This window comes from Stenotrophomonas sp. 59, assembly GCF_030291095.1.
Classification (GTDB): domain Bacteria; phylum Pseudomonadota; class Gammaproteobacteria; order Xanthomonadales; family Xanthomonadaceae; genus Stenotrophomonas; species Stenotrophomonas maltophilia_Q.
In genome coordinates this window covers 2,720,035-2,733,467 of record NZ_CP127408.1, presented here as the reverse complement: position 1 = coordinate 2,733,467, position 13,433 = coordinate 2,720,035, and the positions used below count along the sequence as shown (strand labels likewise).

Sequence of the window (13,433 nt, the reverse complement as noted above, 5' to 3'; positions counted from 1 at the left end):
CGTCGGGTCGCAACCCTTTGTCGGACACCGAGGATCAGACAATGCTCATTCCAGGCTTCACGGCGGGCGCGCAGGCGCCGGCCGAGCTGCATACCCGTTGGTCGCCGTGGCGTGCCCTGCTGGGCGTCCTGGCCCCGCAGCACCGCACCGGCACCGAACCGGCAGCGACCGACCGTGCAGAACTCGAGGCGCAGGTCGCGGCGCTGCACCGCGTGCAGGCCGTCATCGAGTTCGCGCTCGACGGCACCATCCTGCAGGCCAACGACAATTTCCTGCAGGCGATGGGCTATCGGCTGGAGGAAATCCAGGGCAAGCACCACGCTCTGTTCGTCGATCCGGAGCATGCGCGCAGCGCCGAGTACCGCGACTTCTGGGCGCGGCTGGGACGTGGTGAGTATGACGCCGGGCAATACCGCCGCTTCGGCAAGGGCCAGCGCGAGATCTGGATCCAGGCCTCCTACAACCCGGTACTGGACCGGCAGGGACGGCCGTACAAGGTGGTCAAGTTCGCCACCGACATCACCGCGCAGAAGCTGCAGGCGGCCGATTCGGCCGGGCAGCTGGCAGCGATCGGCAAGTCGCAGGCGGTGATCGAATTCAGCATGGACGGGCGCATTCTGTCGGCCAATGACAATTTCCTCGCCACCACCGGCTACAGCCTCGATGAAGTACGCGGGCAGCATCACTCGCTGTTCGTCGAGCCCGAGCATTGCAGCAGTGCCGAGTATCGCCAGTTCTGGGAAAAGCTCGGGCGCGGCGAATACGATGCCGGGCAATACCGGCGCCTGGGCAAGGGCGGCCGCGAGGTCTGGATCCAGGCCTCCTACAACCCCATCCTCGACCTCAACGGCAAGCCGTTCAAGGTCGTCAAGTACGCCACCGACATCACCGCACAGGTGCATGAAAACCAGGCCATGCAGCGCGCCGTGGCGCAGACCCGCGAGGTGGTGGCCGCCGCGAAGCAGGGTGATCTGACCCGGCGCGTGGCGATGGCCGACAAGCAGGGTTCCATCGCCGAACTGTGCGAGGGCGTGAATTCGCTGGTCGAGGCGATGGCCGCGATCATCGGCCAGATCAAGTTCGCTGCCGACACCATTGCGGTGGGTGCGACCGAGATCGCGCAAGGCAACAGCGACCTGTCGCAGCGCACCGAGCAGCAGGCGGCCTCGCTGGAGGAAACCGCGGTGTCGATGAAGGGGTTGGCCGAGACCGTGCAGCGCACCGCCACCAACGCGCGCCAGGCGAGCCAGCTGGCCGGCGGAGCCGCCGATGTCGCTGCGCGCGGCGGCAGTGTGGTGCATGAAGTGGTCGAGACGATGGCGGTCATCAACGCGTCTTCGCGGCGCATCGTCGACATCATCGGCGTGATTGACGGCATCGCGTTCCAGACCAACATCCTGGCGTTGAATGCAGCGGTGGAAGCCGCGCGCGCGGGTGAACATGGCCGTGGATTTGCCGTGGTCGCCACCGAGATCCGCGAGCTGTCCCAGCGCTCGGCCAGTGCCGCCAAGGAGATCAAGCATCTGATCGATGAGTCGGTGGCCAACGTCGGGGCCGGCACCGCCCAGGTGGAAAGCGCGGGCCGTACCATGGACGAGATCGTGACCAACGTCCGCCGGGTCAGCGATCTGATGACCGAGATCAGCACTGCCTCGCAGCAGCAGAGCGACGACATCCAGCAGATGAACCATGCGGTTGACCTGATCGACCAGGGCACGCAGCAGAATGCTGCCCTGGTCGAGGAGGCGTCGGCGGCGGCGCGCAGCATGGAAGAGCAGTCGGCACAGCTGCTGCAGACCGTCGCCGGTTTCCGGGTGCAGGACGGGGCAGGGCATCTGCATGGAGGGGCAGCCCTGCGGGTCGTCTAGGCGTGCGGGCCGACTGGTTCGCCAGAGGGTTGCATGGCCGAGGCAAGGTGCACACGGTTGCGCCCGGCATGCTTGGCCCGGTACAGGGCCTGGTCGGCACGGCCGACCAGGTCTCCGGGCGCGTACTCATCGCTGGCGGACTGCCAGGCCACGCCCACGCTGATGGTCACATGGCCCTCGGCAGCGGGCAGTGCGGCGCTTTCGACCGCGGCACGCAGGCGTTCGCCCAGATGCAGCGCGTGCATCGCCTCGGGCGATGGCAGGGCTGCAATGAACTCCTCGCCGCCGTAGCGGGCCAGCAGGTCGTCACCGCGCTGCAGGCAGCCGTCGAGGATGCCGGCGACGGCACGCAGGCGCCGATCGCCTTCCGGGTGCCCGTAGGTGTCGTTCAGCCGCTTGAAGTGGTCGATGTCGATCATCAGTACCGCCAGGCCCTGGCCTTGGCGGCGCGCGCGGCGGTGGGCGCCATCCAGCGACTCATCGAAACTGCGCCGGTTGCCCAGCCCGGTCAGTGGATCGCGCCGCGCCAGCGTTTCCAGTTCATCGCGCTGGCGCTGGATCTCGATCTGGCTCAGCACGCTGCGCAGGGCGTAACCCAGCATCGCACCGATGAAACCTACCGTGGCCAGGCTTGGCTGCAGGCGCGCGACCAGCAGCGCCACCATCATCAGCAGCAAGGGCAGCATCAGTGGTACGCCGGCATCGACGATGCGCCGCAGGCTGCGGGATACCTCCACTGCCGGGTGGCGGCGGTGGCTGCCGGCCAGGACGGCCAGCAGCACGAACAGCCCGCTGATCAGCAGGTCGCCCCAGCTGCCGTCAGGTGTCTGCGGCTGGTAGGTGTTGATGTAGAGCGCCAGCAGGAAGTAGCCCAGCGCATAGATCGCAAGTGTGCGGAAGAAATCGCGGCGGTCGGGATTGTCCTCGGCCAGGAAACGGATCAGCGCGAAGCAGAACACCAGGCTGTTCTGCACGCTGCTCATGGTGTTCAGGCACTGCGTCCACAGCGCGGTGTTGAGAGGCGCCATGGCGCGCGTATGCAGGTAGTACAGCAGCCAAAGCAGGGCAATGATCGCAAGGTCCACCGCACGGATGAAGCGGTTCCCGCCGCCCGGGCTTGCAGCTACGTAGGTCAGGGGGATCCGGTAGAACACGTACAGGATCAGTGTTGAGGCGGTCATCTGCGCAGGGGCGAGGCCGGCCACATTGCGGTACAGCAGGGCAAGCAGGGCAAGTGAGAACAGGCCGACGGCCGCGCCGAGCAGCCGCCACTTGCAGGCCGCCTGGCTGGCACGAGCGCGCCGCACGCAGGCCAGTGCGGCCAGCAGGGGGGCGGTGATCAGCAACAGGTAGGAGCCGACAGGGTCCTGCGGGCCGACCAAGGCAATGACGAGTGCGTGCGTGACCAGAAAAAACAGTGCAGCACGCAGCGTCATGCATTCCCCCGCCCCCGGATCCGGCGGGATCACGATAGGCAGATGTACGTGAGGCTGGCAAGAAAAGTGTGCGCTGCGTCTAGCGACAACGCTGTCAGCGGTCGCAGTTATGCGTCAATGCAGTGACGCCGGAGCGGCCACAGGGGCATGCATCGCCTGGAAAAGCAAAAGGCCAGGTCGTGGACCTGGCCTTTGATGCTGTGGTGCCGGTGAAAGGACTCGAACCTTCATGGGGTCACCCCCGGCTGATTTTGAGTCAGCTGCGTATACCATTCCGCCACACCGGCAGGCAGCGCGTGAGTGTAACCGAGGAGGGCAGGGCTTTCATAGGGGCAAGGCAGATCGGGGCGTTTCCTGTCGGCATCGGCTCTGTGATGGCTATACTGCGCCGGCTTGAATGCCTCCAGGAGCCATAGCCGATGACAGTGTTGCAGGACCTGAGGGTGCTGGTGGTCGAGAACGACGAGATGAGTGCGGCCCTGCTGCAGATGCAGCTGGTGCATGCCGGCGCGACCGTGGTCGGGTTGGCGGCGAGCGTGGCTGAAGCATTGCGCATGCTGGAAGACTCGGCCCCGGATGTGGCCCTGCTGGACTATCGCCTGGCCCGCAACGAGACCAGCGAGCCAGTGGCGGCAGCATTGTCGGCGCGTGGCGTACCGTTCGTGCTCGCCACCGGGATGCTGGCTGAGCAGCTGCCCGAGTCGATGCTGGCCGGAATACTGCTGGTCAAGCCGTATCTGTCGGCGGATCTGACCCGGGCGCTGACCCGTGCGGTGGGCCGTTCCAGCGCAACGGCGTGAGAATGGCGCTTCAGCCGGCCTCCTCGTACACGTAGCGGATGTCCTCGCGGTCGTCGAGGATGCGGTACTGCCCGGCCAGGTTGTCCGGATCGGGATTGAGCCACGCATCGAGATACTCCCTGCGGATCGGTATCACGCCGCGATCGTGACCGGCCGCGGCGACATCGGGTGGCGGGGTATCGGTGATCGTGGCGAACGAGAGCAGGCGTCCTTCCGGTCCCTCCCATTCCGCCCAAAGGCAGGCCAGAAGCAGGTCGCGGGGCGGGTCGGGGCGAAACTCCAGCACCACATCCTGTTCCTTTTCCGCGGCGCCAAGCGCGCGCCCTGCGATGGCGTGGCGTGGCACGTGCTCATAGAACGCCCGCACTACCACAACGCCGTGGCGAAGGCCGAACGCGCCGCGCCAATAGCCTTCCAGGCTGTCACGTCGTGCGTTGTAGGTGCCGGGATAGAGCACGTCGTTGCGTGCCGGTTTGTCGGGCAGCCGGCACTGGTAGCGCATCGGCTTGATCACCCGGCGGCCGTTCTCGCTGACCATCACCGGCGCGTAGGTACCGGGGAAAATGCGGTTGTCGCGCGGCAGCAGTTGGACCCGGTGCAGGTCTTCGAGCCGGGCTTGGGCGCGCTCGATGCGGTTGCCGGCCACGCGCAGATCGTTGCGTGCCTTCTGGGTGGGGCGGGTGGCGAGTGTTGCATGGGCAATATCGCGGCGCTCGCGTTGGCGGACCAGCTCCGTCTCCAGATCCTGGCGTTCCAGTGCATGCCAGTGCTGGATCTTCGCGACGATGTCGCGGCCCTGACCGGTGCGCGCGCCGGCAAAACCGTCATCCATTGCTTTCGTAGTTTTCGGTCGCTTCTTGCCGGGGTCGTGCGCGTACAGTTCGGCGAACTCCTCCAGCGACAGGATGGCACCGAACTCGCGGACCAGCGTGGCGTAGTCGGCGCGGATCAGGGCGGAATAGCACATGGGAACTCTGCAGGCCTGGGTCGCAGTCGCTGCGACGTGGATGCGGCAGGATAGCCCGACCTACAGGGAGATACCGCATGAATGATTCCGTCAGCTGCCAGTTCCGCGAGGCTGTGCCCACGGTTGAAGACTACTGCCGGCTGCGCGTGCTGGCCGGCCTCAGTGCCAAGAGCCACGAGGCGGCGACGCGGGCGCTGCCCAACACCCTGTATGGCGTGTGTGCCTACCAGGGCAATGAGCTGGTAGCGATGGGCCGCATCGTCGGCGATGGTGGGTGCCACCTGCAGGTCTGCGATATTGCGGTGCTGCCGCGCCTGCAGGGTCAGGGCCTTGGCAAGGAAGTGATGCGGCGCCTGGATGGGTGGATGCAGGCGAATCTGCCGCCATCGGCATACGTCAGCCTGCTGGCCGATGGTGAAGCGCACCGGTTGTATGCGCAGTTTGGTTTTGCGCCGACAGCACCGGCGTCGATCGGGATGTATCGCCGGTTCTGAGGTGCGGCGGAGGTGATGCCATCCACGCATGGCGTGGGTCTACTGCAGAGTCCGGTAGGTCCACGCCATGCGTGGATAGGGCGTTCCGGGGAGTCGCAGGCAAAGAAAAACCCCGGCCGAAGCCAGGGTTTTCAAGAATTGGCGTCCCCACGGGGATTCGAACCCCGGTCGCCACCGTGAAAGGGTGATGTCCTAGGCCTCTAGACGATGGGGACGCACGAAAACTTCAAGTTGTAGATGCTTCGACGGCCTAATGTCGAAGTGGTGGAGCCAAGCGGGATCGAACCGCTGACCTCCTGCATGCCATGCAGGCGCTCTCCCAGCTGAGCTATGGCCCCATGAAACTCCGGATGATCTGCCGGGAGCAGAGTCCGTTTTGAAACTGGCGTCCCCACGGGGATTCGAACCCCGGTCGCCACCGTGAAAGGGTGATGTCCTAGGCCTCTAGACGATGGGGACGCACGAAAAACTTCAAGTTGTAGAACCTTCGACGGCCTAATGTCGAAAGTGGTGGAGCCAAGCGGGATCGAACCGCTGACCTCCTGCATGCCATGCAGGCGCTCTCCCAGCTGAGCTATGGCCCCGTGTTACCGAGCCGCCTATCATACCTGCGTGTTCACGTTTGTGGAAGCTTTTTTTTAACTTTTTTCGTTCCGGTTCAACCGTCGCCACAAGGGCAGGGGAACCGCAACGCCACAACCTGAATGCCGGTAGGCGGTGAACAAAAAAGACCCGGTTATCGGCCGGGTCCTCGTTGTTCGTGATGAGTGGCGTCCCCACGGGGATTCGAACCCCGGTCGCCACCGTGAAAGGGTGATGTCCTAGGCCTCTAGACGATGGGGACGCAATTCTCATCAATGTTCTTTAGCGACCTTTCGACGGCCTAATGCCGAAAGATTGGTGGAGCCAAGCGGGATCGAACCGCTGACCTCCTGCATGCCATGCAGGCGCTCTCCCAGCTGAGCTATGGCCCCACGTCGCTGAGGAGCGAAATAATAGCCTTGCCCCAGGGGGTTGGCAAGCATTTGTTGCACTTTTCTTCACGTGCGTTGCAATGCCGATCTGCGCCAGGGATGTCTATGCGTTGTCGTCGGTCAGCGCCGCCAGGATCGGGCATTGGTCGAGCGTGCCGTGACCGGGGCATGCATCGACCAGCTGCGAAAGCGCGGTATGCATGCGCTGCAGTTCGGCCATCCGTTGTGCAATGTCCTGCAGGCGGGCCTGGGCGGTGTCGCGCACGCTTCCCATGTCCTGCCGGTGGTGATCGCTGAGCGCCAGCAGTTCGCCGATTTCCTCGAGGCTGAAGCCCAGCGCTTTGGCGCGGCGGATGAAGCGCAACCGGCGCAGGTCCGGCTCGCCGAAGATGCGGTAGCCGCCAGCCGAGCGCGCCGCTGTCGGCAGCAGCTGCTGCCGCTCGTAATAGCGGACCGTATCGATCGGCACGCCTGCCTGGCGGGCCAGTTGTCCAATGTTCATGGCAGTTTTCCAGCGGATCCTGCCGATCATTGTGAAGCCTGGAGTCTGGTCTAGAGTCAAGGCTTCAGCCCGGCGCGCGCATTCAGCCCACTTTGCAACTTTCTTCATAGCCCCGCAGATGGGCCTGTTCCTACCCTTCGCCTGAACCGGCCGTTCGATGGCCTGCAACGAACCGAGGAGGTGGTCTGTGGAGGGAGTCAGGAACGAAGCATTCGTCGAGGTTGCGGTGGTCGAGTACCCGGGAGGGGACCCCTCCGCCGCCTCGGTGCTGGCCGAAATGGCCCATGTCGCCAACCGCCTGGCCCAGCAGCAGCGCCGACCGTTCAAGCGTGTGCTTGTCACCCGCTGGATCGTGCCCGCCAGCCAGACCGGTGTACATCGCATCGCGGGTGCCGAAATGCTTGACGCCGCCATTCCTGCGGTAATCGCGGTTCCCGGCCAGATCAGCCCTGGAGCCTGCCTGCGCGCCGAGGAGGTCGTGCTGGACTGGTTGCGGGCCCACTATGACGGTGGCAGCCTGCTGGCTGCCGCCAGCGATGGGGTCGGTGTGCTGGCCCGTGCGGGACTGCTGGCCGGAAGAACGGTCAGCGGCCCCGATCTGGGGCGACATCCAGGGTTGCAGGCGCAGGCGGTGAGCTGGGTCCCCAGTGAGCGGGCGCTGGTCGACGATGGTGATCTGCTGACCGTTGGTGGATCGCAGGCCTGGCGGTTCCTCGGCCTGCGTCTGCTGTACCGGCTGCACGGGCAGGGCGTGGCGAGCGCGGTCGCGCAACAGCTCGGGATCGTCGTGCCCGCGGGGATCCAGCAGGATCTTGAGCGTTTCAGTGCCAACTTCGCCCACGGTGACCGCGACGTACTGAAGGCCCAGCGCTGGCTGCATACCACTGCGGCACGAGGGGCCACGCTTGCCGCAATCTGCGAAGTTTCCGGATTGGAACCGCGAACCTTGCAGCGGCGCTTCCTCCGGGCGACCGGTCTGCGGCCGATCGAATACTGCCAGCGGCTGCGCATTGCCAAGGCGCAGACCCTGCTGCAGCAAGGCGCAGGCATCGAAGAGGTGGCCTGGGGTGTGGGCTACGCTGATCAGAGCGCGTTCCGGCGCCTGTTCCTCCGCATCGTGGGCATGACACCGGCCAACTATCGTCGCCACGTCAACTGCAAGCGGCGGGAGCGACCGTTGATGCCGTCGGTGGCCGGAAGCCTGCGTGGCCTGCAGACGCCCCCCGGCATGCAGTTGGGGCGGAGTGCGGCCTGATGACAGGTGGCGGGCGAGCGCTTGCAACCTGGGCGCGACGCTTTGACCATGCAGGCAAGTGGAACTTGAACAGGTGGGCTGATGTCGAGTGTTGGACCGGTACCGATGCCGGTGGTGTTGATCCTCATGTGCACGTTGCTGGCCATGATCGTTGCCCGTCTTTGGCCGCGCAGGGCAGTGGGAATGCCGCTGCCGTCGGCAGCAAGCATGGTGCTGGACATGCTGCTGATCGGCCTGCTGTGTGGTCGTATCAGTTTTGTTGCGCTGAATTTCGCGCTCTATCGATCGGAGCCCTGGAGCATTCTGCAGGTCACCGATGGTGGCTATCACCTGACGGTGGTGCTGGTGGCCGGGCTGGCGTGGGGATCATGGCGTCTGCGGCCGTGGCGTCAGTTGCGTGCACCGGTACTGACAAGCGCACTGGTGGGTGTGCTGCTCTGGGCCGCTGGTGGTCAGCTGCTGTCGGCCTGGCAGGAGCGGCAGATGCCATTGCCGACGCTGCAGGTCGCGGACCTGCAGGGCGGAGCGGTTGATCTGCAGCAGTTCCGGGGCAGGCCGGTGGTGCTGAACCTGTGGGCCACATGGTGCGGCCCCTGCCGACGGGAGATGCCGGTGCTCGCAGCAGCACAGCAGGCACATGGCAACGTGCAGTTCGTATTCCTCAATCAGGGCGAAACCCTGGATGAGGTCCGGGCTTTTCTTGCCGATGAGCGACTGATGCTGGACAACGTGTTGCTGGACGATGACGCGGCCGCTTCAACAGCACTGGGTGTGCAGGCCTACCCCTCGACACTCTTCTTCGATGCCGATGGGCGCCTGCGTGAACTGCACCTGGGCGAGCTGACCACGGCGGGTCTTGAACACAAACTGCGCCGGCTGCGGTAGCCTGCGCGGGCATCTCACTACGGAGTTCCCATGTTGTCGACTTCCCTGCGCACCGCCCCGGCGGTGCTGTTGCTGCCGGTCCTGCTGGCATTGGCCGCCTGCAGCCAGGCACAGACGCCGCCGGGCAAGGTCGCTGCGGCACCGGCGACGAGTGCCTCGGCCTCTGCCGCCAAAGGCGACCGTCCTGCAGTGCTGAAGGGCATCGAAAAGCACGGCTTTGAGGTCGTGGCCGAATTCGATGCGCCGGGTGGCCTGCGTGGTTTTGCGGGTGTGGTGGGTGGTCAGCAGCCGGCCGCAGCCTATGTCACGGCCGATGGCAAGCATGTGCTGGTGGGCAGCCTGTTCGATGCCGAAGGCAATGATGTGGCGGCCGAGGCGGTGGAGAAGCTGGTGGCCGCGCCGATGTCGGCCAAGATGTGGACCAAGCTCGAAGCCAGCGCCTGGGTGCGTGACGGCAAGGCCGACGCGCCGCGCGTGGTCTATACCTTCAGCGATGCCAATTGCCCGTATTGCCACAAGTTCTGGGAGGCGGCCCGTCCGTGGGTCGACGCCGGCAAGGTGCAGCTGCGCCACATCATGGTGGGCGTGATCCGCGAGGACAGCCCGGCCAAGGCCGCCGCCATCCTCGCCGCACGTGATCCGAGCGCGGCGCTGCTGGAGAACGAACACCAGTTCGACCGTGGCGGTATCAAGGCGCTGCCGAGCATCAGCCGCGAGATCGCAGGCAAGCTTGATGCCAACCAGGTCCTGATGCTGGAGATGGGGTTCCAGGGCACGCCGGGCATCCTGTTCCAGGATGCGCAGGGCCAGGTGCAGCGCCGCGCCGGACTGCCACAGGGCGACGACCTGACGACGGTGCTCGGTCCGCGTTGATCCGTACCGGAATGATGACGTAGTCCACAGGCCCGCATGGCGACATGCGGGCCTGTCGCGTTCTGTGCCCAGGCGAACACAACCGCTTGCGCATGACCTGTTCGAGGTCACGTCTGAATCGTGACTGAGATCAAGCATCGCGCCTTGATTCCAATCAAGGCCAAAAACGACAGGTGGACTAGCCTTTGACGCATGGAATACAGCGTCAACGCGCCATGGATGCCGCGCCGAGGCTGCCCCGATGCGGGCAGCACGGCACAGCCATTCACGACACTCTCACTCCCTGCTTGTTACCCAGACCGCTGCGGTCGCCACCTCTCTGGCAGCGCGGCCTTGATGGAGTCGACATGGGTGCAGGCGGGGCAGTGTCATCGTCCTGTTGCCTGCCACGCGCAGGCTGGCCGATGTCGTCGACGCAGTACCCGCATTTCCAGCAACGGCAACGCGAAGCCAGGGCGGCGCATGCGTGCGCTCCGGAACCGTGATGCGAGTGTTCGTCCGGGGAGGATGCAATGCGTTTGGCGGTACTGAGTCTGGCGTGTCTGGGGGCACTGGCGATCACGCCGGCGTACGCCCAACAGCGTGATGCGGAGGATGCCCAGGCATTGCGGCGTGAGATCGCCGCAATGCGCCAGGCGCTGGAAGGCATGCAGCAACGGCTGGACCGGCTGGAGCAGCGCGATGCTGCGCCTGCGCAGGCAACAGCCGTGCCTGCAACGGCGCCGATTGCCTCCGCCGCCCCTTCCGATGTGATCCATCGCACCCAGGTGCCGGGTGTTGCGCAGCCGGTACTGCCGCAGCGCGATTCGGTCGCTGATCCGTCCACTGCCGCATCGCGACCGGACAGTGCGGCCGGCCCGACCGATCCCGATCTGAAGGGGTTCTTTGCCATCCCCGGCACCGATACGGTGATCCGCATCGGCGGCTACGCCAAGCTGGATGCCATCGCCGATTCGCGCGCGGCCGGCGACGAGGACCAGTTCATTCCCTCGTCGATGCCGGTGGGCGGCAGCCACCGCGATGTCTCCAACTTCAACATCCATGCCAAGCAGACCCGCTTCAGCTTCGAGGCGCGGCGCCCGACCACGCACGGCAACCTGCGCTTCTATCTGGAGAACGACTTCTTCGGCAGCAGCGACGGCTATGAATTCCGCCTGCGGCATGCCTATGGACAGCTCGGTAATACCTACGCCGGTTATGGCTACTCCAGCTTCATGGACCCGGACAGCCTGCCCGACACGCTGGACTTCGCCGGGCCCGGCGGCGCCGGCTATCTGCTGGTGGCCGGCATCCACCACAGCTTCGCGATGGGCAAGGGCAACACGCTGACCGTGGCGGCCGAGGATCCGAAGACTGAACTTGCCGGTGCCAGTGATGAGCGGGCTGCGGTGAACCGTCTGCCGGACGTAACCGTGACCGCGCGCATGGAGCGTGACTGGGGCCATCTCCAGCTGGGCGCGGTGGCGCGCAGCCTGGCCTATGACGGCGAGGGCGAGCGCGACCGGCGCATGGCCGGCGGCCTGCAGCTGAGCGGCTCGGCCTCGGTGGGCGAGCGCGACCTGCTGCTGTTTGGTGCACTCGGCGGGCGCGGCCTCAGCCGCTACACCGCCGACTTGACCGGCTCCGGGCTGGACGCCGTGGTCGGTGCCGATGGGCGCCTGGATGCGCTGGACCTGCACGGTGGATTCGTGGGTTACACCCACTACTGGTCGGAGCTGTGGCGTTCGAACCTGATCTTCGGCCAGCTGACCCTGGAGCGTAACGCCGCATTGGCCGCCGACGCATTCCGGCAGAGCCGCTACGGCGTATTCAACCTGATCTGGAGCCCGGCGCCGTCGTGGACGATGGGCATGGAGCTGCTCTACGGCCGCCTGGAACAGCAGAGCGGCGCGCGCGGCGACACGGTCCGGGTGCAGGGCAGCCTGCAATACAACTTCATCAAGTAAGCGCCAGCGGCGTTACGCCAGCGCAACCGTCCCCACGCCCGGCCGCACCGGGCTCATGCCAGTACAGGAGATTGTCATGGCAGAAGCAAAGAAAATCGGGGTGGTCGGAGCCACCTTCCTCGTCGCCGGCAACATGATGGGCTCAGGCGTGTTCCTGCTGCCCTCCAGCCTGGCCAAGATCGGTACCGCTTCGATCTGGGGCTGGCTGATCACCACTGCGGGTGCGCTGCTGCTGGCGTTCGTGTTCGCCAAGCTGGGCAAGCTGGCACCGAAGGCGGGCGGTCCGTACGCATACGCGCGTGACTGGTTCGGCCCGTACATGGGCTTCCAGACCAACACCATCTACTGGTTCGCCAACTGGATCGGCAACGTCGCCATCCCGATCGCGGCGGTCGGCTACTTCAGCTACTTCTTCCCGATCCTGTCCGAGCCGCTGGTGCGCTGCATCGCGGTGCTGGTGCTGGTGTGGGCGCTGAGCTTCGCCAACATGATCGGCCCGGCCTTCGTCAGCCGGGTGCAGACGGTCACTACCAGCTTCGCGCTGGTGCCGATCCTGGGCATCGCCATCTTCGGCTGGTTCTTCTTCGATGCCGACATCTTCAAGGGCGCGTACAACGTGTCCGGTGAATCCAACTTCGGCGCGATCTCCAGCGCCGCGGCACTGACTCTGTGGGCCTTCATTGGTGTCGAGTCGGCCTCGGTGACCGCAGGTGTGGTCGAGAACCCGGAAAAGAACGTGGCCCGTGCCACCCTGGCCGGCGTGTTCCTGGCCGCCATCGCCTACATTGCCAGTTCCTCGGTGATCATGGGCATGGTGCCCAACGGCGAGCTGCAGACCTCCGATGCGCCGTTCGCGCTGGCCGCGGCCAAGGCAGTGGGCGGTTGGGGCGGTGCGCTGGTCAGCCTGTGTGCCTTCATCGGTGCCGCCGGTTCGCTGGGCGGCTGGATCCTGCTGACCGCGCAGAGCGCCAAGGCAGCTTCCGACGATGGCCTGTTCCCGAGCATCTTCAGCAAGACCAACAAGGATGACGTGCCGGTCAAGGGCGTGCTGATCGTGGCCGTGCTGATGACCCTGGCGGTGCTGGTCACCTCCACCTCGGAAACTGCGTCTGCGCAGTTCGACGTGATCACATCGGCGGCGGTGGTGCTGACCCTGCTGCCCTATATCTACTCGTGCGTGGCCTGCTACTTCGTGGTCGAACGCTCGCACACGATCATCCATACCGGTGCGTTCTGGACCCTGACCAGCCTGACCGTCGTGTACTGCTTGTGGGCGATCTACGGCTCGTCGGGAACCATCGTGCAGTACGCGTTCCTGTTCGTGCTGTTCATCACCGTGTTCTATCCCTTCTTCAGCGAGGAGCGCCGCCAGCAGCGGCAGCGCGCCCGCGAGGCTTCGGCGATCAGCGCCGGCGCCCAGCGTTCCTGAGTTA

General features: G+C 65.5%; 11 protein-coding genes and 7 tRNA genes. 8 read left to right on the top strand and 10 right to left on the bottom strand.

From position 1 onward, the window contains the following. Positions 1 to 41 precede the first annotated feature (41 nt). Positions 42 to 1,868, top strand: coding sequence for a methyl-accepting chemotaxis protein (locus QP552_RS12710; RefSeq protein ID WP_286073781.1), 1,827 nt, complete (start codon positions 42 to 44; stop codon positions 1,866 to 1,868). On the opposite strand, the gene QP552_RS12705 is transcribed toward QP552_RS12710, so the two are convergent. Beyond that, positions 1,865 to 3,304: a GGDEF domain-containing protein gene (locus QP552_RS12705; RefSeq protein WP_286073779.1), complete on the bottom strand. Its 1,440-nt coding sequence runs from the start codon at positions 3,302 to 3,304 to the stop codon at positions 1,865 to 1,867. The genes QP552_RS12710 and QP552_RS12705 overlap by 4 nt on opposite strands. 201 nt (positions 3,305 to 3,505) lie before the next feature. Further along, positions 3,506 to 3,591: transfer RNA gene (locus QP552_RS12700), tRNA-Leu, on the bottom strand. 132 nt (positions 3,592 to 3,723) lie between these two features. On the opposite strand from QP552_RS12700, the gene QP552_RS12695 reads away from it, so the two are divergent. Next, positions 3,724 to 4,104, top strand: a complete 381-nt coding sequence (locus tag QP552_RS12695) for a response regulator (protein WP_049427448.1) — start codon at positions 3,724 to 3,726, stop codon at positions 4,102 to 4,104. A gap of 10 nt (positions 4,105 to 4,114) precedes the next feature. On the opposite strand, the gene QP552_RS12690 is transcribed toward QP552_RS12695, so the two are convergent. Beyond that, positions 4,115 to 5,071 carry an SOS response-associated peptidase family protein gene (locus tag QP552_RS12690; protein ID WP_286073778.1) on the bottom strand — a complete coding sequence of 319 codons (957 nt, stop codon included), beginning with the start codon at positions 5,069 to 5,071 and terminating at the stop codon, positions 4,115 to 4,117. A gap of 77 nt (positions 5,072 to 5,148) precedes the next feature. Between QP552_RS12690 and QP552_RS12685 the strand changes: the two genes are divergently transcribed. Then, positions 5,149 to 5,565, top strand: coding sequence for a GNAT family N-acetyltransferase (locus QP552_RS12685; protein WP_099553174.1), 417 nt, complete (start codon positions 5,149 to 5,151; stop codon positions 5,563 to 5,565). A 139-nt stretch (positions 5,566 to 5,704) separates the two neighbouring features. Here the strand turns inward: QP552_RS12685 and QP552_RS12680 are convergent. The 7 genes from QP552_RS12680 to QP552_RS12650 form a co-directional block, all read right to left on the bottom strand. Continuing rightward, positions 5,705 to 5,780, bottom strand: a tRNA-Glu gene (locus QP552_RS12680). 47 nt (positions 5,781 to 5,827) lie between these two features. Further along, positions 5,828 to 5,903 (bottom strand) — tRNA-Ala (locus QP552_RS12675). Between the two features lie 45 nt (positions 5,904 to 5,948). After that, positions 5,949 to 6,024: transfer RNA gene (locus tag QP552_RS12670), tRNA-Glu, on the bottom strand. Positions 6,025 to 6,073: 49 nt separating this feature from the next. Further along, a tRNA-Ala gene (locus QP552_RS12665) sits at positions 6,074 to 6,149 on the bottom strand. A gap of 184 nt (positions 6,150 to 6,333) precedes the next feature. Next, positions 6,334 to 6,409: transfer RNA gene (locus QP552_RS12660), tRNA-Glu, on the bottom strand. A gap of 54 nt (positions 6,410 to 6,463) precedes the next feature. After that, a tRNA-Ala gene (locus tag QP552_RS12655) sits at positions 6,464 to 6,539 on the bottom strand. A gap of 103 nt (positions 6,540 to 6,642) precedes the next feature. Further along, the gene (locus tag QP552_RS12650; RefSeq protein ID WP_099553175.1) at positions 6,643 to 7,041 is read right to left on the bottom strand and encodes a heavy metal-responsive transcriptional regulator; all 399 of its coding nucleotides are present in this window, start codon (positions 7,039 to 7,041) and stop codon (positions 6,643 to 6,645) included. A gap of 187 nt (positions 7,042 to 7,228) precedes the next feature. On the opposite strand from QP552_RS12650, the gene QP552_RS12645 reads away from it, so the two are divergent. The 5 genes from QP552_RS12645 (at position 7,229) to adiC (ending at position 13,429) form a co-directional block, all read left to right on the top strand. Next, positions 7,229 to 8,296: a helix-turn-helix domain-containing protein gene (locus QP552_RS12645; protein WP_286075937.1), complete on the top strand. Its 1,068-nt coding sequence runs from the start codon at positions 7,229 to 7,231 to the stop codon at positions 8,294 to 8,296. A gap of 81 nt (positions 8,297 to 8,377) precedes the next feature. Continuing rightward, entirely contained in the window at positions 8,378 to 9,181 is an 804-nt protein-coding gene (locus QP552_RS12640; RefSeq protein ID WP_106550452.1) for a TlpA disulfide reductase family protein, read from the top strand. A 30-nt stretch (positions 9,182 to 9,211) separates the two neighbouring features. Next, positions 9,212 to 10,054 (top strand): thiol:disulfide interchange protein DsbG, encoded by an 843-nt coding sequence (dsbG, locus tag QP552_RS12635; RefSeq protein WP_111113391.1) that lies wholly within the window; start codon positions 9,212 to 9,214, stop codon positions 10,052 to 10,054. Between the two features lie 512 nt (positions 10,055 to 10,566). Continuing rightward, positions 10,567 to 12,000: a DcaP family trimeric outer membrane transporter gene (locus tag QP552_RS12630; RefSeq protein ID WP_111113392.1), complete on the top strand. Its 1,434-nt coding sequence runs from the start codon at positions 10,567 to 10,569 to the stop codon at positions 11,998 to 12,000. Positions 12,001 to 12,076: 76 nt separating this feature from the next. Continuing rightward, positions 12,077 to 13,429 (top strand): arginine/agmatine antiporter, encoded by a 1,353-nt coding sequence (gene adiC / locus QP552_RS12625; RefSeq protein ID WP_106550449.1) that lies wholly within the window; start codon positions 12,077 to 12,079, stop codon positions 13,427 to 13,429. The last annotated feature ends 4 nt before the right edge of the window (positions 13,430 to 13,433 follow it).

Bases quoted from the DNA above. Each gene is read 5' to 3' on its own strand.
- QP552_RS12705 (WP_286073779.1), bottom strand. From the start codon at position 3,304: ATGACGCTGCGTGCTGCACTGTTTTTTCTGGTCACGCACGCACTCGTC.
- dsbG (WP_111113391.1), top strand. From the start codon at position 9,212: ATGTTGTCGACTTCCCTGCGCACCGCCCCGGCGGTGCTGTTGCTGCCG.
- QP552_RS12695 (WP_049427448.1), top strand. From the start codon at position 3,724: ATGACAGTGTTGCAGGACCTGAGGGTGCTGGTGGTCGAGAACGACGAG.
- QP552_RS12710 (WP_286073781.1), top strand. From the start codon at position 42: ATGCTCATTCCAGGCTTCACGGCGGGCGCGCAGGCGCCGGCCGAGCTG.
- adiC (WP_106550449.1), top strand. From the start codon at position 12,077: ATGGCAGAAGCAAAGAAAATCGGGGTGGTCGGAGCCACCTTCCTCGTC.
- QP552_RS12690 (WP_286073778.1), bottom strand. From the start codon at position 5,071: ATGTGCTATTCCGCCCTGATCCGCGCCGACTACGCCACGCTGGTCCGC.
- QP552_RS12650 (WP_099553175.1), bottom strand. From the start codon at position 7,041: ATGAACATTGGACAACTGGCCCGCCAGGCAGGCGTGCCGATCGATACG.
- QP552_RS12640 (WP_106550452.1), top strand. From the start codon at position 8,378: ATGTCGAGTGTTGGACCGGTACCGATGCCGGTGGTGTTGATCCTCATG.
- QP552_RS12685 (WP_099553174.1), top strand. From the start codon at position 5,149: ATGAATGATTCCGTCAGCTGCCAGTTCCGCGAGGCTGTGCCCACGGTT.
- QP552_RS12630 (WP_111113392.1), top strand. From the start codon at position 10,567: ATGCGTTTGGCGGTACTGAGTCTGGCGTGTCTGGGGGCACTGGCGATC.